This window comes from Paenibacillus sp. Negev47 (assembly GCF_058313655.1).
The window spans coordinates 5,341,752-5,366,033 of the sequence record NZ_CM177754.1; the positions used below are offsets into that span (position 1 = coordinate 5,341,752).

Sequence of the window (24,282 nt, forward strand, 5' to 3'; positions counted from 1 at the left end):
TTCACTCCTTCCCTTGACAATTAATCCCCATCATAGGCTGATTTTTCGTTCATTTTGAATTGCACCAAGGTAATGACAAAAATGAAAATACCAAGAATCATAGCCATGGCTGACGCATAACCCATCTGAAGGTTACTGAAGGCTTTCTGCCAAATGTAGAAGACAATCGAAGCCGATGCATATTCAGGACCACCTGTAGGCGTCATAATGTTCATCTCGGTAAAGATCTGGGAACCGCCAATGATATTCGTAACGACGAGGAAAAAGGTAACAGGCTTCACCATCGGCCACGTGATATTGCGGAAAATCTGGAACCCATTGGCTCCATCCAGTTCAGCCGCCTCATAATATGTACGTGATACACTTTGCAGCGCTGCCAGGTACAATAACATGGTGTATCCCAAACCTTTCCATATCGTCATAATAATCAGTGCTGGTTTGACTGTGTCTTTGTTCGCGAGCCAGTTGGGACCCTCAATGCCAAACAGGCCGAGGAATTGGTTAACCAGACCGTAATCCCCGTTATACGCCCAGTTCCACATGATGGACACCGCAGCCAGGGAAGAGATGACCGGAATATAATAAATGACACGGAAGGTCGTAGTCCCGGGAATTTTACGATTCAAACCCATAGCCAGCAATAATGCCAGCAAAAGGCCGATCGGGATCCCCAGCATCAGGAAGAATGTATTAAACATCGCTTTGTAAAATAAGTCATCCGTGAGCAAGTCCTTGAAGTTGGCCAATCCGATAAAGTTCATCTGTCCCAGTCCATCCCAGTCGGTAAAGGAACCATAGAGGGAGTAGAGGAATGGGAACATGACAAAGATCAGCAACCCAAGAATCGGAGGTAAAATAAACAGATATCCGTACAGCATCTCTTTGCGATACAAACTCGATTTCGTAATCACAGCGTTCACCCCTGTTTCTAGTATCAGCATGTGGCATTCTTCGATTGAACCTTGCCGATCAACGAATGCCACATGCCCGTATGGAATCCAATAATACCCAATACGAATGATGCCAGCAGCATGATTGCAGGCTGCCGGCATCGCCCTTTCCTATCTACTATTTCTGAGATTTCTGTTCCTGTTCAACCGCTTTGTCGAGCAGTTTCTGCATCTTCGGCTGTTGCTGCTTCACATAATCTGCGGCTGTAATCTTGCCATCCAATACCGGCTGGATGTCCGTGTAGAACAGGTCATACCACTCTGCATTGTACGTGTAGTTACCTGGCAAAGAACGTCCGTAATCCTCTACGATATCAATGAATTCCTGCTTGTTGGCCGGTTTCGTGGATGTATCTTTGGCCCACTCATCTGCCATATCAAGCAGATTCGGAATCTGTACCTTGGCATCTACCAGTTGTTGCATACTTTCTTTCGAAGCGGTTAAGTAGTTCACTAATGCTGCCGCTTCTTCCGGATGTTTCGATTTCGCAGATACCCCGATTCCCAGGGAACCAATCCACGTAGCTGACTTGCCAGTCGACCCCGCAGGGAAAGGTAACAAATCATACTCAAAAGGCAAAGTCTCGAATGTACTCATATCCCAAGGACCTACAGGGAAGAAGGCCATTTCGCCTTTCATCCAGCGTTGGTAGGTATCCAATGTTTGCGCTTCCTCAATGGAAGGTGTAATGTTGTATACGTTCTGCATATCCGCGAAGAATTGCAGAGCTTCTGCGAATTTCGGATCATCAATGGTTACCTTCGTTTTGCTCTCATCCAGCCAGTCCCCGCCATTGCTCCACACAAAGGATTGCAGTGCCCACTGTACGTTAAAACCTGTACCGAATACATCCGGTTTACCGTCCCCGTTGGTATCCTTGGTCGCTTGCTGATTCACCTTAATGAACTCTTCCCATGTATATGGTTTATCCTTGTCAGGGAGTGGAATGCCTTCTTTTTCAAACAAAGTCTTGTTGTAGCCTAGTGCAAATGGCCCAAGGTCCTTCGGCATGCCGTAGAGATCACCCTGTCCTGCCATCTTGCCGTCATAACGGTATAGATCCACTCCATATTTCCAGATGTTATTCAAATCTACATCCGCATTATTTTCAATGTAAGGTGTAAGATTCATGAGAACATTGCTGTTCACATAGGCCTTAATATCGCCTGGGTTAAAATAAAATACGTCAGGCAAGCTGTTTCCAGTAATTGCCGCTCTCAGCTTGGTTGCATATTGATCCGCAGCCGTTACAATAATTTTGACTTTCACACCCGGATGATCTTCTTCAAATTTCTTGACCACCGCCTGGTATGCTTTCTGCTCATCTGTGCCCCCGCGGAACATAAACGTTAACTCCTTGTCCCCACTTGCACCGCTGCTTCCTCCTCCGCAGCCCGCAAGTACCAGTGCACTTACCAGCATAAGAAGCATAAACGTGACCCAATTCTTTTTCTTTACCATCTGAACCCCTCCTGATCTGGATTTGTAACCGTATTCAATTGGATGAAATATGATTTCTGTTGTTAATTTATCAAATCCAGATCACTTTAGTCAACACTTTTATAAAACATTTTATATTTATCTAAAACAAATCAATACTTCGGCCAGCCATTAGCGTCCCACAGCAAGTCATTAATCAACAATTTCGGATTACCATTATCCTCTGCATCATAGGCGTGTCGTGCAATGACATTGCCGTTGTACACGTCCTGACCACCTGGACCTTTCCATTTCACATTGCCTGTATCCAGTACCGTTCCGCCGCCATTCAGCATATTTACTCCGTTTTTATCCACATAAGGGCCTGTAATACTGGTCGAACGCCCATAGACCATTTTATAGGTACTGTTCACCCCTTGGCAGCATGAATCGATTGAGGCAAACAAGTAATAATAGCCATTCCGGTACACAATACTTGGTCCTTCGATAGCTCCTCCGTTATTCGGACGTGCAGCAATGGAAGATATGCTTCCCGTCGGTTTCATGGTGTTTTTGTCGAGTTTCACGATCTTCAGACCACTCCAGAAAGAACCAAAGGCCAACCATGGATTACCTGAGGCGTCGATGACCAGATTCGGATCTATGGCATTGTAGTTATTGGCAGATGTGCTCTGTAGCACCAGTCCTTCGTCTTTCCACTGTCCCGCACCAATGCTGTTCGCAGATGCAAGACCAATCGCAGACCGATTGGATCCGAAGGTTGAGATTGAATAATAAAGCCACACTTTGCCGTTGTACTGTTCGATGTCTGGTGCCCATACATCCAAATCTTTTTGCCCCGGAACGGCTGTTGCCCACCAGGAAGGCTTACTTAAGAAGATTTGTGGAACACGATACCAGGACGATCCATTATCCGATTTCAATACTTGTATGCCCGGGCCGGTTGAGAAGGTGTACCAGGAACTGCCCTCTTTGATAATTGACGGATCATGAACGGCGATATCTCCGGTCAGATTCCAGAACGCTGCCAAAGCTTTTGACTGACCTGCCAACAGTAGTACCATCACAAGTAATGCCGGTAACGCCAAACGTTTCCACTTAAACCTCTTCACATTGTTTAACTTTTCCAAACCGAACTCCACCTTTCCTGATCAAATGGTTAATTAGGTTCATGAAGTAATGAATCAATTTAGGTATAATAGGATTATAAAAGCGGTTACATGACATTTCAATGGTATATTTCAAATATATGTGAACTGATTAACACTTATTTTAACCGGAATAGTGAACAAAATATAGATTATATTTTCATATTTGCGCTATACATAGGGGTTTTGGCTTCTATTTCTCTGCCCTTCCCTTCCATGAGGGAATGATTTATAATTATCTGAAATAAAACATATAAATGTGCAAATGTCTGTTTCGAAGAGACTTTGTTCAGAACGGGGAAAGGAAATCCACCTATGATTTATATTAAAGATCTGATGTCGGGTGTGAATATCTTCAAAGCGCTCAGTTCGGAAATCCGGATTCAGATCATTGAGCTGCTGGCCAAGAACCAAAGTCTTAATCTCAATGATCTTGCAACCAAACTCGGACTCAGCAATGGTGCCATCACGATGCATATCAAGAAGCTCGAAGAAAGCGGATTGATCGAGATCAACACCGCTGTTGGCAAACATGGAATTCAGAAAATATGTTATCTCAATGAGGAAAAATTGATGGTTGATCTGCGTTCACAGGAGATCAACAATCGTTACGAAGTGGAGATTCAGGTAGGGCATTACAGCGATTATCAGGCTGCACCTACATGTGGTCTCGCTACCCGAGACAGTATTGTTGGAGAATTCGATGATCCGCGTTACTTTGCTGATCCACTGCGAATTGATGCGGAGATGATCTGGCTGGCTGAAGGTTATCTGGAGTATCGGATTCCCAACTATCTCAAGCCTAATCAGTCGTTTAGCGAAATTCAGTTGTCGATGGAACTGGGTTCGGAGGCGCCTGGCTTTTGTGACAATTACCCTTCGGATATTTATTTCTATGTCAATGGTATTGAGATTGGCTGCTGGACGAGTCCGGGGGATTTTGGCAATACACGCGGTACCTTCAACCCGGAATGGTGGCCTCCCCATCTGAATCAGTACGGCATGCTGAAGCTGATCCGAATCACGCAGGAAGGCAGCTATATTGATGGGTGTCGTATCTCGGATGTAACACTTGACCAGATTGGTTTGGATTACAAAAGCGATATTCACTTCCGCATTGCCGTTACCGACGGACCTTTGAACAAACGTGGCTTAACGATCTTCGGCAAAAACTTTGGCAATTACGGACAGAATCTGCTCGCCCGCGTTCTCTATAACGTACAGGAGGAATAGAGCCCACTCTGACTCAATGCCCGAAATAAAAGCTCAGCAGGACTGCAAAGATACCTAAGATACCTGTTCTTCTACACAACACAACAATAATGTGCCTTGTAGAGAGTGCGATCCAGCACTCTTTTTTTGTTTTTTCATCCGATCCATACCTTGTTCAATCAGGGCTGTAGTCATCCATCTTGTTCACTATGTCGTGATATAATAATGGCCTGGAATGACAATATGAAATAACGGGCGGGGATAGCTTTTGAAATTGGAGCGATTAATATCAATCATATATAAACTGCTGAACCACGAAGTGTTGTCTGCTTCCACTCTGGCGGAAGAGTTTCAGGTGTCCCCAAGAACGATCTATCGGGATATTGATGTGATCTGCGCAGCCGGCTTTCCGGTTGTCTCCCATCAGGGACTTAAAGGCGGATATGGCATGATGGACGGATATAAAATGGATAAGAGCCTGCTCGGTTCTTATGATGTTGATGCCCTGATTACGGTCCTTAGCAGTCTATCGACGGTATTCGAAGATGCACGTGCACAGGGAACCATTGAACGTCTACAGACGATTGGACCCAAGCATCAGAATCCAAGTCTATCTGTGGATTTGGAGACTCGCCGAACAGAGCCTGATGCGCTTCCTCATCTCCGTACAGGGATTATGAAGCATCAAGTTGTGCGTTTTGACTACATCAATACGAAAAATGAACATATAACCCGCCATCTGGAACCGGTAAGACTTCATTTTAAATATCGTAATTGGTACGTGTATGGATTTTGCCAGACACGACAGGATTATCGGGAGTTTCGACTATCCCGGATGATGAATGTGAGCCTGACCTCCAATACTTTTCAACCACATCTTGAGCTTCCTCAAGAGACTGTGGCATCAGATCCGTCATGGCAAGATCAGATCAGTGATGTTATATTTCGGGTGAAACCGGAAGCGCTCGCGGAAGCTATGGATCATTTTCAACAGGCGGATAAGCAATTTCACAAGGATGGAAGTATGACGATGCGTATCCGGGTTCATCAGCCGTTACAAGCCAAATGGTTATGGTCGTTTCTGCTTAGCTTGGGCAGCGGCGCCGAGGTGCTTGAACCGATTGAATTACGTGGCATCCTGAAAGAACAACTTCGTAACGCGCTTAACCTCTATGAAGAAGTATGACACGCTGTTGTCATACTTCTTTTTTTATAATGATCTCAGTAAGTAACCAAATCCCTCGCCAAATAAAAGGAGACGATCATTAATGAATCATCCGGAGCAAATGTATAACTACCACACGTGGGCCACTCAAACCATCCTGAGCAGAATCAAGGAACTGCCCTCTTCCGTACTGAGTCAGGAAGTGAATAGTTCGTTTCCAACCATCGCTCATGCCCTCAGCCATATCTATGCCGTGGATAAGATGTGGTATCTGGTGTTAACTGGCACCGGTATGCCCGAGGCACTCCAAGCATGCATACCTCTCAATAGTGAGATTCACGGTTCAATAGATGAGTACATCCAATGTTTTGCCGACTTGTCGGTACAATACAAGGAATGGCTCCAAGGCCAGACTGATCTGGAAAAAACCGTTCTGCTCGATAATCCATTTGCGGGAGTCCGCGAAACCAGCTTATCGGAAGTGGTATTCCATCTGGTAAATCACGGGACCTACCACCGAGGCAACGTGTCTACTATGCTCCGCCAGTTGGGGCATGCTTCCATCATGAACGACTATTCTCTCTTCTGGTATCAAGAACTGGCTCAAGTATAGACAACGATTCGATGGAAAATGCACATTGTATCCCCGTGACATCGAGAGAAGAATTGAGAAATTGGTTACAGCAGCACGGAAAAGTCCAGAAATCTTGCTGGGTCATTGTAAGCATGAAACCAACCCCTGATACCCTACTGTACTTGGACGTGGTTGAGGAGTCCCTATGCTTCGGCTGGATCGATGGGATCAAAAAGAAAATATCCGAGACCCAATTAGCACAGAGATTATCTCCTCGAAGCAAACGTAGTTCATGGACTGAATTGAACAAGGAACGTGTCCGTCGACTTGAAAAGTTGGGCTTTATGCATGACGAAGGTAGAAAGGTTCTTCCTGTGATGGACCCGAATGCTTTCATCATCGATGGCGTGATCGAACAAAGACTGAAAGAGGACCAGCAGGTTTATGCGAACCTCATGGCCTTCCCTGCCCTGTATCAAAAGGTTCGGATCGATACGATCCAAAGTGTGAAACAGCAGCCCGCATTATTTCAGAGCAGATTAGACAAATTCATAACCAACACGAAGGAAAATAAAATGTACGGTCAGTGGCATGACCACGGACGGCTTCTGGATTATTAAAGTGTCCCTGAGACAGCAAACAGGACTTCCCTTTTGAGGAGGCCCTGTTTTGATGTTTCTCATGTTAATGATTCTGCCTGTATGTTTTGGGAGACTCGCCAAAAGCTTTCTTGAACTGACGGGTGAAATAATTACTGTCGTTAAACCCGCATTCATACGAAATTTCCGTAATGGACAAGTTCCTGTTTTTCAACAGATGACAAGCCTTTTCCAGACGCAACTTCTGCAAATAAGAGATCGGAGTCATCTGATAATAGGATCGAAAAATCCGATTCAGATGCCTAATCGAAATATTTGACTTCCCCGCAATGTCCTCCAGCGACAATGGCTCCAGATAATGATCTTCAATATATGAAATGGCATTCGCCAAATGCATCAGATTGTTGCCCTCGATCCCCTTTTCCTGCGTATCATATTGCCTCGACAAATATACAACCATCTCGGTAAGACGTGAGATCAACATCGTCTGATACCCTTGCTGTTTACTATGATATTCCTCAATCATGAACGATATCAGTGATTCTACATACTCCAGACTTGCAATGGATAACGCCAGTTTACTGGGAAATGAGTGGGTATGACGATAAAACGGTTCCAAAACAAACAGCGCCTGAAAGCCATTGGATTTCCTCAGATCAGGCCCAGCCGAAGCAAGCATCTCGGGACTGAACATAACGTTACAGATCCTAAAGTCATGAGGGTCTTTATACGCATGATGGGTGTCGCCATTGATCACAAATACGTTCCCTTTTTTAATGAAAAATTCCTCGGTGTTCACCACATGCGTTGCATGACCATTCAGGACAATCACAAGTTCGGTAAAATCCATATGATTATGAAGCTCCATGTCCTCAACATGTCCACCGTACTGAATAAAAAACGGAAATTGTTGATGATCTGAAGTAAACCATCTCAAATATGCATTACTCAAAAGCATTCCCCTCCACGAACATTGTTGGGTTGAATGTCTATATCATGCTATTCCAAGACCGAAAAATCAAGGTGCAATATACTTGAAAGCGTTATAATTCGCCTTGTAGCAGGGAATTTCAATGTGTCCAGATTCGTACTAAACTCTCTCAATGAATAGGAGTATAACATGATGAAATATACCAATCCGGTGATTCCGGGTTTTTATCCAGATCCAAGTATCTGCCGTGTAGATGAAGACTATTACCTGGTGACTAGTACATTTGAATATTTCCCGGGTGTACCGCTCTTTCACAGCAAAGACCTCGTGAACTGGCGACAGATCGGTCATGTCCTTACTACCCCAGAACAACTTCCTCTAGCGAATGCAGGCAGCTCGGGCGGTATTTATGCTCCAACACTCAGATATCATGATGGCTGGTTCTATATGACAACAACCAATGTAAGCGGCGGCGGAAATCTCTATGTACGCAGCACCCAACCCGAGGGACCGTGGTCTGATCCGATCTTTGTAGATCAGAACGGTATAGACCCTTCATTTCTATTCGACGATGACGGTCGTGTGTATTTTCAGACTGCCCGTAATGGCGATGAAGGCGAGGGTATCTACCAATGTGAGATAGATATCTCGACGGGGACCAGATTGACGGAAAGCCGATTGATTTGGACCGGAACCGGAGGAGCAGCCCCTGAAGCTCCCCACCTGTACAAAATAAACGGCTTCTACTATTTGATGATCGCCGAAGGCGGAACCGAGTATGGTCATATGGAGACCATTGCTCGAAGCATAGATCCATACGGACCATTTGATCCGTGTCCTCATAATCCGATCCTGTCCAATCGAAGCATGAAATCCAGTATCCATGCAACGGGTCATGCAGACCTTATCCAGATCCCCGATGGAAGCTGGTGGGCCGTATGTCTTGGCCTTCGTCCAGCAGGCTACCCCATGCGGCACCATCTGGGGCGAGAAACCTTCCTGGCACCTGTCACTTGGACGGATGACGGTTGGCCGATGATCGGGGTGGACGGACATATTGAGCCGGAGATGACCGGACCTTCGTTACCTGAGCACCCTTGGTCACCTCAGGCTATCCGGGATCATTTTGACGAACCAACATTGCACATGAACTGGATCTTCTTGCGGAACCCGGCTCCGGATAGTTGGACGCTCACAGAAAATCCCGGGCAACTCATCCTGCGGGGTCATCCAGTTTCGCTCGATGATGGAAGAAATCCAGCCTTTGTCGGGCGTCGCTTGAGCCATTTCTTATGCAACATGGCGGCCGAGCTGGATTATGAGCCAAGTGCGAGTGGCGGTGAAGCTGGATTAACTGTATTTATGAATGATAAATATCATTACGATTTGGCTGTAACACAGATCGACGGTCAGAAGAAAATCATCCTGCGGCGAACGGTCGGCTCTCTACGAACAGAACAGATTCTTGACTGTGAGCAGGGTTCGGTTGTTTTACAGATCAAGGCCGACCGTAATCACTTTACGTTCCTCTACCAGCAAGGCTCATCCGATGCCATCGAAGTAGGTTCGGGTGAAACCCATCTGTTATCTACTGAAGTAGCCAGTGGTTTCACGGGTGTCATTATAGCCATGTATGCCTACGATCCATCGGGGGAACGTACCCCTGCAAGTTTCGATTGGTTCGATTATGAACCTCTGAAAGAATAATCGTTTTAACTCCTAATTTAATATTTGCTCGACTATAATTATCCCCTTAAAGTAGATACTCTTTGAAAAGCCTTATGTGGTAGCATAAGGAAATGAGTATACTTCAAGGGGATTTTGCTATCGTCATATCTTTCTTGCTTTATTAGAGAAGTTCTCCTAGTATTTTTAGTAGGTACACCCCGCATCTCGCATCATGGCAATAGCTTTACTTTCCATATGAGAGCGCTATCGCTGCAGCACTAAAGAAAAATGGGAGGTTGCAGATATGAAATGGAATCACTTCAAGTCCAAGCTTCTGCTTAAGTACACACTATCCTATATCTCCATTTTCCTTATACCTCTTGTTATTTTAACCATCATTATTTACCACAATGCTGTGGACACTCTCCGTTCAGAGATTGAACAGACCAATGTCAACCAGCTCACTCAAGCCAAAACTGTCATTGATGATCGTATGAAGGAATTACAGGACATCGCGTTTCGTATCGCCTACGATGAGCAGTTAACGCGGTATTGGACCCACCATCCGTACTATAGCCGAGAATCGATTGGAGCATTGGTCAAATATAAAGCCACCAGTTCCATTATCGATGAGCTGTTCCTCTTCTTCCGTGGAGATGACAGCATCTACTCTTCTCAAGGTTCTGAGCATCTGGATGTATTCACGGGCCGCTACAAATTTAATACATGGAACGAAACAGACATGATCCGGGATCTGAATAACGTGCAGTTCCCTACGATACGACCGGCGGAGCAAGTCGTTCAAGGAACCAAAATACCCAATTCCATGCTGGCTTACCTTGTACCGATTGCACCTAACAATACGCCCGCTCACGGAACCGTCATGTACCTGATTCATGAATCTAATCTGACCGGCTTGATTGATTCCATCCTCAGCGACTATCACGGGATGACTTACATTTTCGATAATTACGGGCAAGTTCTGGCAGCCAATTACAAGGGAGAGATCATTTCCGAACAGGAAGTCAGTGCACTGTCTGCACTTGAACCTGGAACGCACAGCATCTCCTTAAATCAAGAACCACATTCGGTTGTATCCGTTAAATCAGACGCTGGCTGGACTTATGTAACCGCTATGCCTAGCAATCAATTTTTTAGCCGAATCGTTCATATTCGTACCTTTATTATTCTTGTTTTCTCCTTCATGGTGGTGATGGGCACTTTCCTTGCCATTATGTTGGCCCGGAGACAATACCACCCCATTTCAGATCTAATGGAGTTCATTCGGTTGAAGAATGATCCTGATACATCCTCAACGACCAACGAGCTGGAATGGATTAAGAAAACACTGCACGATTATAGTCAGCGCGTAGATCTTCAGGAGCCCTATGCCCGCAATCATATTTTGCTTATGTTGCTAAAACACGGCCATACTGGAGATTTCCCCTCTGAGTTTACGGACAAGCTCGGCATACGCTTCAACCGATCCCATTATTTTGTCATGGTCATGGGCTGGGAAATGCATGCTTTTCCGATCAGTGATAACGATAACGCTGAGCAAAGAACTATAATGCAGCTGATGAACGATGTGGAACTGTCAGAGTTATCTGCTTATGCTTACGGCGTGGAGCTTCCACAGGCAGACCAATTGGCTCTCATCGTCGGGTTTAATGCCGAGATCGGGCATAAAGGCAGTCTGAACAACCGTATGGAGCCTATCGTTGAAAAACTGCAAGGGATGGTGACGGAGCACACCGGCGTCGCGCCCGCAATCGGGATAGGTAATCGATACAGTTATCCGGAGCAACTGAATCAGTCCTACATCGAGGCATCGACCGCTCTGGAAGCATCGATGCTGCATGGACAGGGCAGCAGTACATACTTTAACGCCCTTTCCGGTTCCAGTGCACAGGATTCTTCCTTCTGGGTCCCTAAAGATGTACTGCTCAAGCTGGTTCAGAGCTTAAAACAGGGAAGCTATGATGTGGCTGTTCAGATGGTGTCGACCGCGTTAAACAACCTGAAAGCCGAAATGCCGTCCGTACCACTGCTGCGTTGCATCTGCTTTGATATTCTGAATACCATGCTTAAAACCGCCTCGGAACTCGGGATTCATCATGTCGTTAACCAACTCCCGAGAATTACATCCTATGACTCGCTGGAGGATTTGGAGAAGAAACTGACTGGGCTTGCCGCAGAGATCTGCGCCCATGTCGAGGCGAAGAGTGAGACGGAAGAAAGTTCCCTGATGGATGAAATCGTTGCTTATATTGATGCCAATTTCTCGGATTATGACCTCAGCCTGGGTACGATCTCATCTAAATTCAGCATCTCTTCATCGTATTTCAGTCGTTCCTTCAAAGAAAAGATCGGCATGAATTTCACCCAATACATTTGGCATAAACGGATGGATGAGGTCATTCGGCTGCTGCTGCATACAACTGATCCGTTAAAAGATATCATCACGCGCGTCGGTTACTTGGATACACCGAACTTCATCCGCAAATTCAAGAAAGAAACGGGATACACACCCGGACAGTACCGCAAAATGCACCGTCCTAACGGCTCCTCCGATTCCCTGGATGATGATGACGAGGAATGTATTGGATGAAGGATTACTTTTCATGTGATTGTTACTGTTAGACCAAAATAACGCAAACAAGGGGCCGTCCTATAAGTCATGAGCATGACTTATAGGACGGCCCCTTCGTATGTTTTTAGTCCATATACATCATCTGACCCGTCGGCTCCCTGACGTGCTTATCCTATTTTCCCAGCCGGAAGATCCTGCAGCCCTTGATGCACTGCATCCAGCAGACGGTGGGTCGGATCACAAGCGTACTCCCAGAACATGATTCCGGCCAGACCTTGATCCTTTACGTAATCACATTTGCATTGGATCGATTCTTCATCATCATAAGATATGAGGCTGGACCCATTAAACAGAAACGGTGCACAGGCTTCTTCATCCCAATAACGGATGTATCCATTCTTGTTGATGTACTTCGCTTCCAGCTCTGCAAATGACGGACCATAGCCGCCTGTGCTGCCGGCCATTTGATGGAGCCCGTGGTTTCGGTCAGGAACCTCAGTCCAGATCCGGGAATAGAACGCGGCACCGATCACCATTTTCTCCTTCGGAACGCCGGCTCGAACAAACAGGTTCACGGAAGCATCCGCACTAATTCGAAACAAATCTCCTGTTGGCGTGTACAGATTCGTGTGATGTCCGGTTAGAACCTGAAAACCACCTCGCATATCATAGGTCATCAACTGGACGTAGTCTAGGTACTGATGCACCTCATCCATCTCTGTACCATCTACATAGTATTGGTCAGCCCCTGCCGCAATGGTGAGCAGATAATGACGGCCATCCTCGGCTCCCTTGGCATCCAGTGTCTCCCGGATCGTCTTGAGTAGCAAGGTGAAATTCCGTTTATCATCAGGACTGGATGCGATACTAGCTTCACCATAACAAGGATACTCCCAGTCCAGATCAATCCCGTCAAAAGGGTATTCCTCCAACACCCGGACCGCCGATGCGGCCATGGAATCCCTCCCCGCCTGGGTTGAGGCGGCCTCTGAGAAACCGCCAGCGCTCCATCCGCCAACAGACAGCAGCACCGTAAGATTCGGATGCTCCCGCTTCATAGTCTGGATAACGTGACCGTTCTTTAAATGCTCGGTGGTGATTTCATCATTCTTGACATGTCCGAAGGCTACGTTCAGATGTGTTAACTTCAACAGATCCTCATGTGTCATATCGGGGAGAACTGAATCAACGGCATAACCCGCAGCAATAAATTTCGTCACTCTCTTCACTCCGCTCCGTTCGATGATTGAGATATCGCAACAGCAATCTGCAGGGCTTCCTTCCCGGTGCCGATCTTGTACCCGGAAGCCGAATACCGAATTCGATCCTGTTTATCCAGCACAAACAGATGCGGATAACCCGCTTCGTGAGCCGCAGGCTTCGAAATGAAACCAGACAAGGAAGCATAACTGGAATCTCGTACAAAAACCGTGCGCACAGGCAGCTTCGGATAACCAACAGGATCAAAGGAAGCGTTCCATTCCGCATCTCCGATTATGAGTACGATTGGCACATCCAGCTTTTTCAGAGGCTCAGCGAGTTCGCACAGCTCCCGAATCAGATGCTTGGTCGGTTCCCGCTCCGGTTCAATCCAGGCAGCAATGGCACCCTCCGATCCCAGAAGTTCCTTCATTTCAACCTCTGAACCATCCAGACGGGTCAGTACACTGCCTGGTGCCAGTTTACCAAGTACAGGAATATCAACCTCAGTCTCGCGAAAGGATAATACAACCTCAGTAGTATCTCCGGCGCTCACGGTAAAGTAAACAAAGCGCACTTTTGCCGTTCCATCTTTCAGACGAATGCCTGTCGTTAAGCGATAAGCTCCTGTTTCAACCTCATATGGCTCGCTATAGACATTCGTGCTGCCATAAGGATAAATCAACGTCTTGTAGACGCCATCTTCCAGACGGGCAAACGAGAAATTCTCGAAATAGGATGCTTCAGGTGTATCCTGCGGAGCCTTTATATCCCTATGAAGTTGAAGCATTCCCCAGCTTGTGCTCTTCTGAGTTAGAGTTGAGGCGAGACTGAACACCGCATCCTCCCAGCCTCCGTCACTCAGGTACTGTGGTTTCTGCGCACTCGGATGTAATCGCGCCGGAATACCTAAACTGCGACATACAGCCACAAACAAAATATCCAGTGACTGAGAGTCCCCTTTCATCAGACTAAATGTCCCGATCGGATTACCCTTGCCTTTTAGATTAGGAAGATCTTCATCGTATTCGTATTCCTGTTCCAGCATTCGGGCAAGCGTCGCAGGATTCTCCCTGAACGCCGCTGCCTCGTCCGCCGAGAAGGCATTTTGGAATACACCTCGATAAGGGACCAGCATTTCATAGGAAATCCGCGGGCACAAGATGTAGCTCACGAACGTATCTTCCGCCCATGATCCTTGCTGCGAGAGCGCACCGAGCAGATGATCGTCCAGCGTCTGGCGAAAGGTATCGATTAAATCTTTTTCATTCATTGACTCCAACAACCGGAGCGGCCACTCACCGTATGGATTGGAACGTTCCTCCAGGAAAGCTGCAATTTCACGGCTGTTCCCCCGTGCCTTCTGGAGAATATCCCATACACGCACCAGGGGCAGTCCAACCATTTTAGCCAGTGAGACAGCCTCCTCTTCACTCAGGAAAGTTTCCTCATACCCGCTCCGGGTCTGCGCTCCTTCCTCCAGACGATGATTGTGAATCTGGATCTTCTCTTCCGGTAATGCAATCACGTCCTCCCCCTCCCCTTCCGGCGGAGGAACCATATCGAAATCTGCGATCCCTGTGGGCTGCTCTGACGAGTCCAGCACAAGCTCTACAAGTTCGTTTTCCTGAGCCTTGTATAGAATTTCACTCCACTTGCCGCCGCTGACCGCACGAATCAAAAGGTCGCCATAACCTGTCTTAAAGGTAGCTTCTCCTTGTGCGTCCGTCCTGATTTCGGCAATCGGATAAAATTCAGCGGTATTGTACAGCTCAAAGCGGACGCTCGCGCCGGGTACAGGCTCGCCCTGCTCATTTTTCACCTTCACACAGATCGTACGCGTTGGCGCATAGTTCTCAAGCAAATTAATTTCCGTAAATCCCTTTTCGGAGAGCGTTATATCCTCCGGTCCGGGATAGTCGGCATAGATCCTCGTATTAATCAGCATGGCCCTGCGGGCTGGCGGGCTGAACCACCCTTGATTCAGACGGGCTTCCGGCTCGCATGCTCCGATGTAATACCATTGACCATCTGCCCAGGCTTCTACCCATGCATGATTACTGTCACAGTGAGCCCAGCGCGGTGTGTAGACCTGACGGGCAGGTATACCGATGCTGCGAAGAGCGGCCACCGCCAGCGTGGATTCTTCGCCGCATCGACCACGAGCATTTCGGATCATCGTCAGCGGCGATATCGTACGCAGATCGCTGCCGATATAGGTCGCTTTCTCATGACACCAGTAATTCGTCTCCAAAATGGCATCAGCCATGGATAACTTCGTTGTCCGCTCAGCTAATTCGTCATATATCAAACCGCGGAAATCTTCAATATTCTCCGTGTTTATCCGATAAGGCAACACAAAATGAAGGAACAGATGATCCGGGACGCGATCTCCCCAAGGCACACGTTTGCGGATATCCAAAGCCCGGCGCACATGGCTCAAGAACAGGTCCCCATCATAATCAGCCATATCGTTTACCGGCATGTAAGCATACATATACTTCAATGCCCATGTCTCTTCTTCCGTTAGGTCCTGTTGAAAAATATGAAACAACTCCGATTTGCGGGCGTCTGCAAAACGCACCTTTTCCTGAAACTGCTGCTCGATCCTCTCCAAAGACTGTGCATCAAGGGAAAATACCAAGGTTTGGCTGGTCATTGTGATCTCACTCCTTCCACAGCTTTCCGTCTTCCCGAATACAGATCAAGGCCGTGCCATCCGACGAAGGCACAGTAATCTGGAACAGGCTGCGAGTCGTCTCAATTACAGGCTCACAGCTCCACGATTCCTCACCCATAAGCAGCTTCACATCCTGTGTAAATTCACCATGGGTTTCATAATAATTGCGTTCACGGTAATAGAGCCTGCGAAGCTCCCATTTGATTCGTTCGTCTTCCGGCAACTCAAAGGACTGATCCGTTCCGTCATCCGAGAATACGACATAGCCCCACAACTCCGGGTAATGCATGTTGATAATGCCCATGGGTGACCAAACCCAGTTGTCCTCAGGATAAGGTTTGCCCGTATCTGGATTCAGCATCTTGCGGTACTGACCGTCCTGCACCTCGGTCTGCCACTCCACGCGCGAGAAGTTGATGCGCCAGAACTCACCCGGCGCAGGCGGACGGTTTCCTTCGGCGCATTCCTTTAGACTAGTCCAGGGAATTGCGACTTCCACGCTCCATTTCCGGTTATCAGCCCCAGGTTTGTTCAATTCCCCATCGATATATACGGCCGTCTTGAGACCGCTGATATCCCAACCGTTGACCGGAGGTCCACCATCCCGATACGGCTTCACCAATAGCAGGTCCCATACCGTATTGAGCGCATTGATCTCGAACTCATAATATTGATGGGAATCCCCATCGGGATCGATAAAAATCTCAAAGTCATTGTCATAGAAAATAACGGAATCACGCTCGGTCAACGTAGCCCAGATCTGATCTTCAATCAGCTCAGCAGCAAAGTAGAAATAGTCGTCATCCCACAGCATTTTTACCCGTGTCTGTTTTCCAGGCTTCGGACGAAGATCCCCTTCGATATCAACGAAATCATCCGTCCAAGGGGCCGCATCCCAAAATGCCTTATCCACACGGCCGTCTAACACCAACGGTTCCTGCGCTCGCTTGCATATATAATGTTTGGGAGCATACTCAATCCTGGGTTCTGGCACTCCACTTCTGTTCATGTCGTTCTCTCCAATTCGTAAGGGAGGGCATGCATCTATCGGCACATGCCCTCCCTGTAATGGTTAGTTATGGGTGACAACGGCCCCAGAGCCGCCGTACATTTCCAGCTCCTCATCGAATTCGAGCTTTAGAACGGTCACCTGTTCATGCGTGTCCTCCGGGGTCATCTTGATCCACGTTGTCCCCGGGATATTGAACCAAGGCACACCCCCATGAATCTCATGATTAAGCTCTTTGTCCGAATGCAGCACGGTTATCTTCTTGATCGGATTGCAGAGACCCTTGATGCACACATTCTCTTTTGGATCGTCATACACGAATAGGTACAATATCTTTCTGTCCTCAGATACGGTGCTTCCCCCCAAATAATAGCGAGGCATAATCCCTTCACTCGTTCCAAAGACAGCCTCCTCATGGGTTCGAATCCATGCTCCCAGCCCAAGCAGGATGTCCTCCTGCCTCTTATCGATCGTGCCATCTTCACGGGGCCCGATATCCAGCAACATATTGCCGCCCATCGAAATACAGTCACAGAACATTCGAATGATCTGATTCAGAGATTTATATTTATGATCTGTTGGCACATAACCCCAAGATGTGTTGATCGTGGTGCAGAACTCCCAGGGGCCCTCCGGTCTTGTAATCGGGATGCCCTGCTCCGGCGTCTTGTAATCCCCATAACCCTGCAGACGGGAGTTGATGATGATATCCGGGTTGAAGGATTGCACGTAATGCTTGAACTGCGGCAGATTCCACTGCTGGGCAGTCCGTTCCCAATCGCCATCAAACCATAGCAGATCCACCTTTCCGTAATTCGTCAAAATCTCTTGCAGCTGCTGGTTATTAAATTGCAGGAACTCCTGCCACTTTTCCTGATCCTGAACGCCGTCCACAGGACTTGAATGCCGATTGACACTGCTGAGATCCTCCGGTACTTTTCCACCTTCATATACGCTGGGATAATCCGGGTGCGACCAATCGATCAGCGAGAAATACATCCCCAGATGAATCCCCTTCTCCCGAATCGCTTCCGCATACTCCCTCACGATGTCCCGATTCGCTGGTGTCTGTCTGACGACATTGAGGTCACTATGCTTGGTATCCCACAAGGCAACGCCATCATGATGCTTGGTTGTCAGCACGGCATACCGGGCTCCAGACTCTTCAATCAAGTCCGCCCACTTCTCCGCGTTGAATTCCGATGCCGTAAAACCGTCCAACTGCTTCATATAATCTTCATAGGACACCCTTCCATTATAGAAGGACCATGATTCCGCAACCCCGTCTACCGCATAGATGCCATAGTGGATGAATATCCCCAGCTTGGCTTCTTCAAACCATTTCTGCATATCTGTCCACACCTCTTTCGAGAGTCCTTATCTGTGAAAAACCTTTAGGTTATTGGCCGGTATTCCAACGGTCATATGCCCCCTGATACAGTTCGACGATACGGTCGCTGCCCATTTTCTTCATCTGTGCAATGTACTTATCCCAGTTATCAAGCGGTTCCTGGCCGGTCACGAACTTCGCTTCCATCTGCTTGACGTACGTATCCAGGTCAGACAATAGAGCGGTTGCTTCGCTTTGCTCTTCATTCGTCAGATAAACGTTAGGAAATGGTGCTTTTCCGATAGGTACCAACTTCTCTTGATTCTGCTGGTCAATCCACTCATCAAATTCGGTGCGAAGCCCTTTCGCTACATCCGGATCATTAATGCCCGGTGTCAGGATGCCAAAGTTCGGCGTGATTTTACCCCGGTATTCCTCACGATCACCGCCGCCAGGAACAGGAAGCCACTCTTTCACGTGATTTTCCTTATCTTTGAATTTCCACAGGACGCCTTCAGGACCTTGATTGAACAGGGTTGCACCTTCGTAACTGTATATATAGTCGATCCAGCGCATCGTCGCCTCAGGAGACGGGTTGCTGCTCGTAATAGCAAAGGTACCGCGAGCTGACATGCCCGGGTGCTTGCCGTATACAGGAGAGTCTACAACCTCGCTCTTCACTGGCGTCATCAGCGGATGATCCGTGCTAGGTTCACCGCCGAGCGTGAAGTATGGATGGTAATCGTTGAACAGTGCAAGTTTGTTACTTTCGCCTTTTGCTTTTTTCTGATCGCCTGTTTGTGAGAAGGTCTCATGATCCAGCAAGTCTTCCTTCCACAAGCGGTTCATGAACGTCAGATAACCTTTGTAGCCTTCTTCTTGATAAGGATAGTGAACTTTTCCGTCTTTATCGGAATAGATGCCCTCGTTGTACATTCCCCAGAAGCCGAAGAAGAACATGCGAAGATCATCCAACTTTACAGAAGTAAGCGGTATTTCATCTTGCTGGCCATTGCCATTAGGGTCTTCTTCTTTTACCCGCTTAAGATACGTATACAATTCTTCGGTAGTCTTGGGCTCTTCTACGTTAAGCGCCTTTAGGAATTCCCCGTTGTACCACATCGGACCTCTATACCACACAGCCGCTGTGTCTATGAAGGGCAGTGCATACATATGTCCGTCAGGCGTTGTAAATGATTTACGGACATCCGGGTTCTCATCGAGGATCTTTTTGATATTGGGTGCATAACCTTCGTCAATGTATTTTTCCAATGGGATCAGAATACCCTGGCTGCCATAAGTTACCTGCTCGGCTGGCTTGAGATCTGCAGCGTAGAACATATCTGGCAAGTCCCCGCTCGCGAAAACCAGATTCTTCTTCGTTTCAAAGCTGTCAATCGGTGAAAGCTGGTATTCCAGCTTGATGCCCGACAGTTTCTCCATTTCTTGCAGCACAGGCATCGTGCTCCAGTCAGCTACACCCGCATCCTGAGACATAACCTTTAACGTTAGCGTTTCGTCTACAATCGGGAAACCTTCTTTTTTGACCCCTTCAACATTAGAGGTCGAGCTCCCATCTTCATTGGTTGAACCACAAGCTGCAAGCAATGTTGCTAATAAGGTGAGACAGAGTGTAATGGATGAAGCCTTGCGAAGCTTTTTCATGACAACAACTCCCCTTGTTTAATGTGGTATATGGATTAAGATCATCCCTTAACGGAACCGATCATAACACCCTGCACAAAGTAACGCTGTAGGAACGGATAGACTGCAATAACCGGAAGGGTGGCAACAATAATGACGGCATATTTAACCAGCGCAGCGATCTCCGCTTTGGTATTCATCGCCGTTGCTGAAGAGGTATCAATCGCTCCTCCCCCTTGAGCCGCCATCTCCTGAAGCACCAGAATCTGGCGCAGAAAGAGCTGCAACGGGTACTTGGAGGAATCATTCAGATAGATCATGGCACTGAAATAGCTGTTCCAGTGTCCCACTCCGTAGAAGAGTGCCATCACTGCAATGATTGGCATGGAAAGCGGAAGCACGATTTTGATGAACAACCGGGTGTTGGTACACCCATCAATATGCGCCGCTTCCTGCAGCTCCTTGGGAATGGTCGATTGGAAGAACGTACGGCATACGATAATATTCCAGATGGATGCAGCTCCTGGCAGTATAAGTGCCCACATGCTGTTCACCATACCAAGATCCTTAACCAGCAGGTAACTTGGGACAAGCCCTCCGCTGAAGAACATCGTTACCATAAACATAGCCATGAAGAATCCTCGTCCCACAAAATCCGAGCGACTGAGCGCGTAGGCTGCCGGTAGCGTGACAATCAGGTTGACGATGGTGCCTACAACGGTATAGATAATCGTATTTTTGTACCCAATCCAGATGTTGGTGTTCTCAAACACCCGGGCATAACCTTCAAACGTAATGCCTTTCGGAAGCAGCCACATCTCACCGGAGCTTACGTATTTGGGATCACTGATTGAAGCACTGATGATGTATAGCAGCGGATACAACACAATGACGAGCGCTACCGTCAGATAGATGTAATTGCACAATAAGAACAATTTATCGCTTCTACTTTCTTTCACTGCGGTTGACATGTGTTTCCCCCTCCTCTTACCACAGGCTGTTTTCACTGGTGCGACGTGCAATCTGATTCACGGTAATGAGCAGAATCGCATTAACCACGGAGTTGAACAATCCAACGGCTGTAGAGAAACTGTACTGCGCATCGACTAGACCAGACCTATAGACGAATGTCGAGATGACATCGGACGAACCCATGTTCAACGGATTTTGCAGCAGCAGGATTTTCTCGAATCCGACGCCCAGAATACTGCCCATATTCAGAATTAACAAAATGGTGATCGTAGGGATGATCGCTGGAATGTTAATATGCAAAATCCGCTTAAACCGGCTCGCACCATCCACCACAGCTGCTTCATGCAGTTGCGGGTCCACACCCGAGAGGGCAGCAAGGTATATAATGGTACCCCAGCCTGCACTCTGCCAGACTCCTGACAGCACATATACTGTCTTGAACCACGCAGGGTCCGTCAGAAATTGAGGTGCCTGAAATCCAAGGGCCTCCACCAAATTGACAATCATGCCTGACGAGGGTGACAAAAAGGTAATGATCATCCCCGACATCACGACGACCGAAATGAAATGCGGTGCATACGTGACGGTCTGCACGGTACGCTTGAAGAAGGAGTCCTTCACTTCATTGAACGCTAGCGCCAGAATAATCGGCAACGGGAAACCGATAGCCAGCTCATACAAGCTGATGCTAAGGGTATTCCATAGTAAATCCCAGAAATAATACGAATTGAAGAAACGGATGAAATGATCGAATCCAACCCATGGGCTTCCCGTGACACCAAGCGTCGGGATAAAGTTCTTGAATGCGATCTGTATGCCGTACATCGGACCGTAATGGAATATCAGAAAGTATAAAAAGGCTGGCGCGATAAACAGATACAACTCCCAGTTCCGAATCATCCTTCTCCATAATTTATTTTTCTTGCTGTTCGGAATCGTGTTTACCGTTAAGTTTTGCGACAAGGCGGACTTCCCATTTGGCTGCATCAGTTGTTTCCTCCTTTTCTAATGAAAATCCGGCCGTTTTGTGAGGAATAGCGAAGCACTCCTGTTAAAATATAAGGAAGGAGTTCCGAACCGCGTGCGTTTCTATGACGAGCGACTCTGTCCCTTCCTCGATTGGTAACGCTTACATACTGAGTTTATGGATCATTTCTGAATCCGTAAATATGCCATTTCCATCTTCACTCTTAAAATCACGGAATATACTGTTACAACGGGGGTTTACACTTTTGTTTTCAGCTTGTCATTGTCATTTTGGGGAAGTAAAACATGTAGAATTTGACCCTTTTCCCTCCTGTAGATGTCATTTGGAGTTGCATCATACGAACTTGGAAAGATGTTAGATCTAAACGTAGGTTAGAAAACAGGCCTTAAAGTCAAAACCCACATACTTATCTGACCATGGTGTTCATGTCTAAACGCATCATACTCCAGGGAAAGCCACTTAAATGTTGAATCAAAATGTAACATTATCTTCCATATACCTATCGCATATTACAAGCCTGTAATTGCTTGCCCTTATTCTATATTTCTCCTCCCTCTTTCGTATATATGTTGTTTTTATCTTTGCCTACAGGATACATAAACCCTTATAAACACCGGGAATACCGAGTCGTATATGTAGATTTTGCACAAGGTTTGGAAACTGAGTTATGTGAGTTTTTTGGAAGAATACCATAAATGAAGCCGCTACGATAACACAAATTAGCTGTATAACCTAAACAAATATCCATTAAATATTTCATACACGATAGTAATTATGTTAATTAACATAACACAAATTATCTATCAAACTTCACAAAGTGTAATTTAAATTACCATACAAAAGAAAAGTTGTCATGTAACTTTAATCCGGATTCTTAGCGGTTTAAAGCCTATGTACAGCTTCAACTCAAATGAAAAACCCACCCTCCATACATATATGGAAGGTGGGTTTGAGGATACATATCCGTTTAACAGCGTTTAGTTTATATGGTTTGCAGTGAATTTACTTGCCAGAAGGTTGAGCTTCTGCCGTATATCCCGTTGGGATATCCGTTTCTGCAGTCGCATTCGTAATGACCATCGGATACATCATGTCCGGATCAGGTTGAATAATGGAATAGAGCACGATAGCGCGTCCATCCTTCTCCAATTTTACATCATCAATCTTCAATCCATAACCAGGGTGAGGCATTTCTGCACTGAGTTTAACTTTAGTTGTTTTGTCATCAACCTTCGTCGTTGTCACTTCAGGTACGATCGCTTGCTGGCCTTCACCTGGAGTGGTTGGAGCTGGCTCTGCTGAGCCGCCATTGCCGTGTTTATCCACAAATTCAAGTGCATTGAAGATCATGCTTGCAGCCTCCATACGGGTAAGCGACTGATCTGGACGGAAATTCCCGTCCTTATCCAGTTCAATGATGTTCATGTTCAGCAGGTTCTGGACTGCAGATATGGCGTCCTTACCGATTTTATTTTCGTCCTTAACAAGATTATACTTCATGATGACCGGATAATTCCCGGTTGTGTTAATTCCTTCATGCAGCAAAATAACAAACTGCTCGCGTGTCATCTTGCCCTGCGGGTTTACTTCTACCGGAACAGACAATCCGTTTTGCGTAGCCGCTTGAACAGCATCGGCATACCAAGTGTCGGGACTAATTTTATCCTGCGCAGAAGAGGCAGCATATGCATTTTTCAGACCAAATGCATTCACAATCAGTTGAACACCTTGTGGCTCGGACAATGCGAGATCTGGACGGAACAGATCCGCTGTCACTCCGCTAACAATACCTTTTGATTTCAATGAATCGACAACCGACTTCTGCCCTTCATCTTTCACATCTGAAAACGCGAGTACCGATGCACCTCCTGCTGTCAAAGAAACGCAGAGTGCGAGCGTTGCAGCCAATCCTTTTTTATGTTTCATTTCCTGGCACCTCCATATGATTAGTAAAACCTATTTTTTACCTCTTCATTCCTACAGACGGGATACCCTTAGAAAATGTTTCAGTATTTTCGACATCTGGTGAATACAACACAGGAACACTGAATACAACTCTTCTCCAACGCCGATAATCTAATTCACCTAAGTGACTTCGTTGACATCCACTCGGATTAGCGCAAAAATAAGAATAGAGAAATTCATCGGTTGACGGATAAACAGCAAACTGGATCGCAT

At 46.8% G+C, this 24,282-nt stretch carries 18 protein-coding genes; 6 read left to right on the forward strand and 12 right to left on the reverse strand.

Annotated features, from left to right (window positions below; translation table 11 throughout):
* Nucleotides 1–20 precede the first annotated feature (20 nt).
* From AC4G47_RS24195 to abnA, 3 genes are all read right to left on the reverse strand, one after another.
* Nucleotides 21–911: a carbohydrate ABC transporter permease gene (locus tag AC4G47_RS24195; RefSeq protein ID WP_491103101.1), complete on the reverse strand. Its 891-nt coding sequence runs from the start codon at nucleotides 909–911 to the stop codon at nucleotides 21–23.
* Between the two features lie 157 nt (nucleotides 912–1,068).
* Nucleotides 1,069–2,412 (reverse strand): ABC transporter substrate-binding protein, encoded by a 1,344-nt coding sequence (locus AC4G47_RS24200; protein WP_491103103.1) that lies wholly within the window; start codon nucleotides 2,410–2,412, stop codon nucleotides 1,069–1,071.
* A gap of 131 nt (nucleotides 2,413–2,543) precedes the next feature.
* Complete coding sequence (abnA, locus tag AC4G47_RS24205) at nucleotides 2,544–3,455, reverse strand: arabinan endo-1,5-alpha-L-arabinosidase AbnA (protein ID WP_491106780.1); 912 nt, start codon at nucleotides 3,453–3,455, stop codon at nucleotides 2,544–2,546.
* Nucleotides 3,456–3,854: 399 nt separating this feature from the next.
* On the opposite strand from abnA, the gene AC4G47_RS24210 reads away from it, so the two are divergent.
* From AC4G47_RS24210 to AC4G47_RS24225, 4 genes are all read left to right on the forward strand, one after another.
* A complete protein-coding gene (locus AC4G47_RS24210; RefSeq protein WP_017690213.1) occupies nucleotides 3,855–4,772 on the forward strand; it encodes an ArsR/SmtB family transcription factor in 918 nt (305 codons plus the stop codon).
* A gap of 247 nt (nucleotides 4,773–5,019) precedes the next feature.
* Nucleotides 5,020–5,937 carry a helix-turn-helix transcriptional regulator gene (locus AC4G47_RS24215; RefSeq protein ID WP_491103105.1) on the forward strand — a complete coding sequence of 306 codons (918 nt, stop codon included), beginning with the start codon at nucleotides 5,020–5,022 and terminating at the stop codon, nucleotides 5,935–5,937.
* Nucleotides 5,938–6,019: 82 nt separating this feature from the next.
* Nucleotides 6,020–6,529: a DinB family protein gene (locus tag AC4G47_RS24220; protein WP_491103106.1), complete on the forward strand. Its 510-nt coding sequence runs from the start codon at nucleotides 6,020–6,022 to the stop codon at nucleotides 6,527–6,529.
* An 11-nt stretch (nucleotides 6,530–6,540) separates the two neighbouring features.
* Nucleotides 6,541–7,110, forward strand: coding sequence for a YdeI/OmpD-associated family protein (locus tag AC4G47_RS24225; protein ID WP_491103108.1), 570 nt, complete (start codon nucleotides 6,541–6,543; stop codon nucleotides 7,108–7,110).
* Nucleotides 7,111–7,174: 64 nt separating this feature from the next.
* Here AC4G47_RS24225 and AC4G47_RS24230 read toward each other — a convergent pair whose 3' ends face one another.
* Entirely contained in the window at nucleotides 7,175–8,041 is an 867-nt protein-coding gene (locus tag AC4G47_RS24230) for a helix-turn-helix domain-containing protein (RefSeq protein ID WP_491103109.1), read from the reverse strand.
* 171 nt (nucleotides 8,042–8,212) lie between these two features.
* Here AC4G47_RS24230 and AC4G47_RS24235 point away from each other — a divergent pair, with 171 nt between their 5' ends.
* The gene (locus tag AC4G47_RS24235) at nucleotides 8,213–9,727 is read left to right on the forward strand and encodes a glycoside hydrolase family 43 protein (RefSeq protein ID WP_491106781.1); all 1,515 of its coding nucleotides are present in this window, start codon (nucleotides 8,213–8,215) and stop codon (nucleotides 9,725–9,727) included.
* A gap of 265 nt (nucleotides 9,728–9,992) precedes the next feature.
* The gene (locus AC4G47_RS24240) at nucleotides 9,993–12,299 is read left to right on the forward strand and encodes a helix-turn-helix domain-containing protein (RefSeq protein WP_491103110.1); all 2,307 of its coding nucleotides are present in this window, start codon (nucleotides 9,993–9,995) and stop codon (nucleotides 12,297–12,299) included.
* A 149-nt stretch (nucleotides 12,300–12,448) separates the two neighbouring features.
* Here the strand turns inward: AC4G47_RS24240 and AC4G47_RS24245 are convergent, their stop codons facing one another.
* From AC4G47_RS24245 to AC4G47_RS24280, 8 genes are all read right to left on the reverse strand, one after another.
* Nucleotides 12,449–13,501 (reverse strand): glycoside hydrolase family 18 protein, encoded by a 1,053-nt coding sequence (locus tag AC4G47_RS24245; RefSeq protein WP_491103112.1) that lies wholly within the window; start codon nucleotides 13,499–13,501, stop codon nucleotides 12,449–12,451.
* A gap of 5 nt (nucleotides 13,502–13,506) precedes the next feature.
* Nucleotides 13,507–16,140 carry a transglutaminase domain-containing protein gene (locus tag AC4G47_RS24250; RefSeq protein ID WP_491103114.1) on the reverse strand — a complete coding sequence of 878 codons (2,634 nt, stop codon included), beginning with the start codon at nucleotides 16,138–16,140 and terminating at the stop codon, nucleotides 13,507–13,509.
* 7 nt (nucleotides 16,141–16,147) lie between these two features.
* Complete coding sequence (locus AC4G47_RS24255; protein ID WP_491103116.1) at nucleotides 16,148–17,170, reverse strand: carbohydrate-binding family 9-like protein; 1,023 nt, start codon at nucleotides 17,168–17,170, stop codon at nucleotides 16,148–16,150.
* Between the two features lie 63 nt (nucleotides 17,171–17,233).
* Nucleotides 17,234–18,520: an alpha-L-fucosidase gene (locus AC4G47_RS24260; RefSeq protein ID WP_491103118.1), complete on the reverse strand. Its 1,287-nt coding sequence runs from the start codon at nucleotides 18,518–18,520 to the stop codon at nucleotides 17,234–17,236.
* 49 nt (nucleotides 18,521–18,569) lie between these two features.
* On the reverse strand, nucleotides 18,570–20,165 hold the full coding sequence (locus AC4G47_RS24265; RefSeq protein ID WP_491103120.1) for an extracellular solute-binding protein: 1,596 nt from the start codon (nucleotides 20,163–20,165) through the stop codon (nucleotides 18,570–18,572).
* Nucleotides 20,166–20,206: 41 nt separating this feature from the next.
* Nucleotides 20,207–21,115: a carbohydrate ABC transporter permease gene (locus AC4G47_RS24270; protein WP_145320747.1), complete on the reverse strand. Its 909-nt coding sequence runs from the start codon at nucleotides 21,113–21,115 to the stop codon at nucleotides 20,207–20,209.
* Nucleotides 21,116–21,131: 16 nt separating this feature from the next.
* On the reverse strand, nucleotides 21,132–22,103 hold the full coding sequence (locus AC4G47_RS24275; protein WP_491103122.1) for an ABC transporter permease: 972 nt from the start codon (nucleotides 22,101–22,103) through the stop codon (nucleotides 21,132–21,134).
* Between the two features lie 1,003 nt (nucleotides 22,104–23,106).
* On the reverse strand, nucleotides 23,107–24,030 hold the full coding sequence (locus tag AC4G47_RS24280) for an S-layer homology domain-containing protein (RefSeq protein ID WP_491103123.1): 924 nt from the start codon (nucleotides 24,028–24,030) through the stop codon (nucleotides 23,107–23,109).
* Nucleotides 24,031–24,282: the final 252 nt, after the last annotated feature.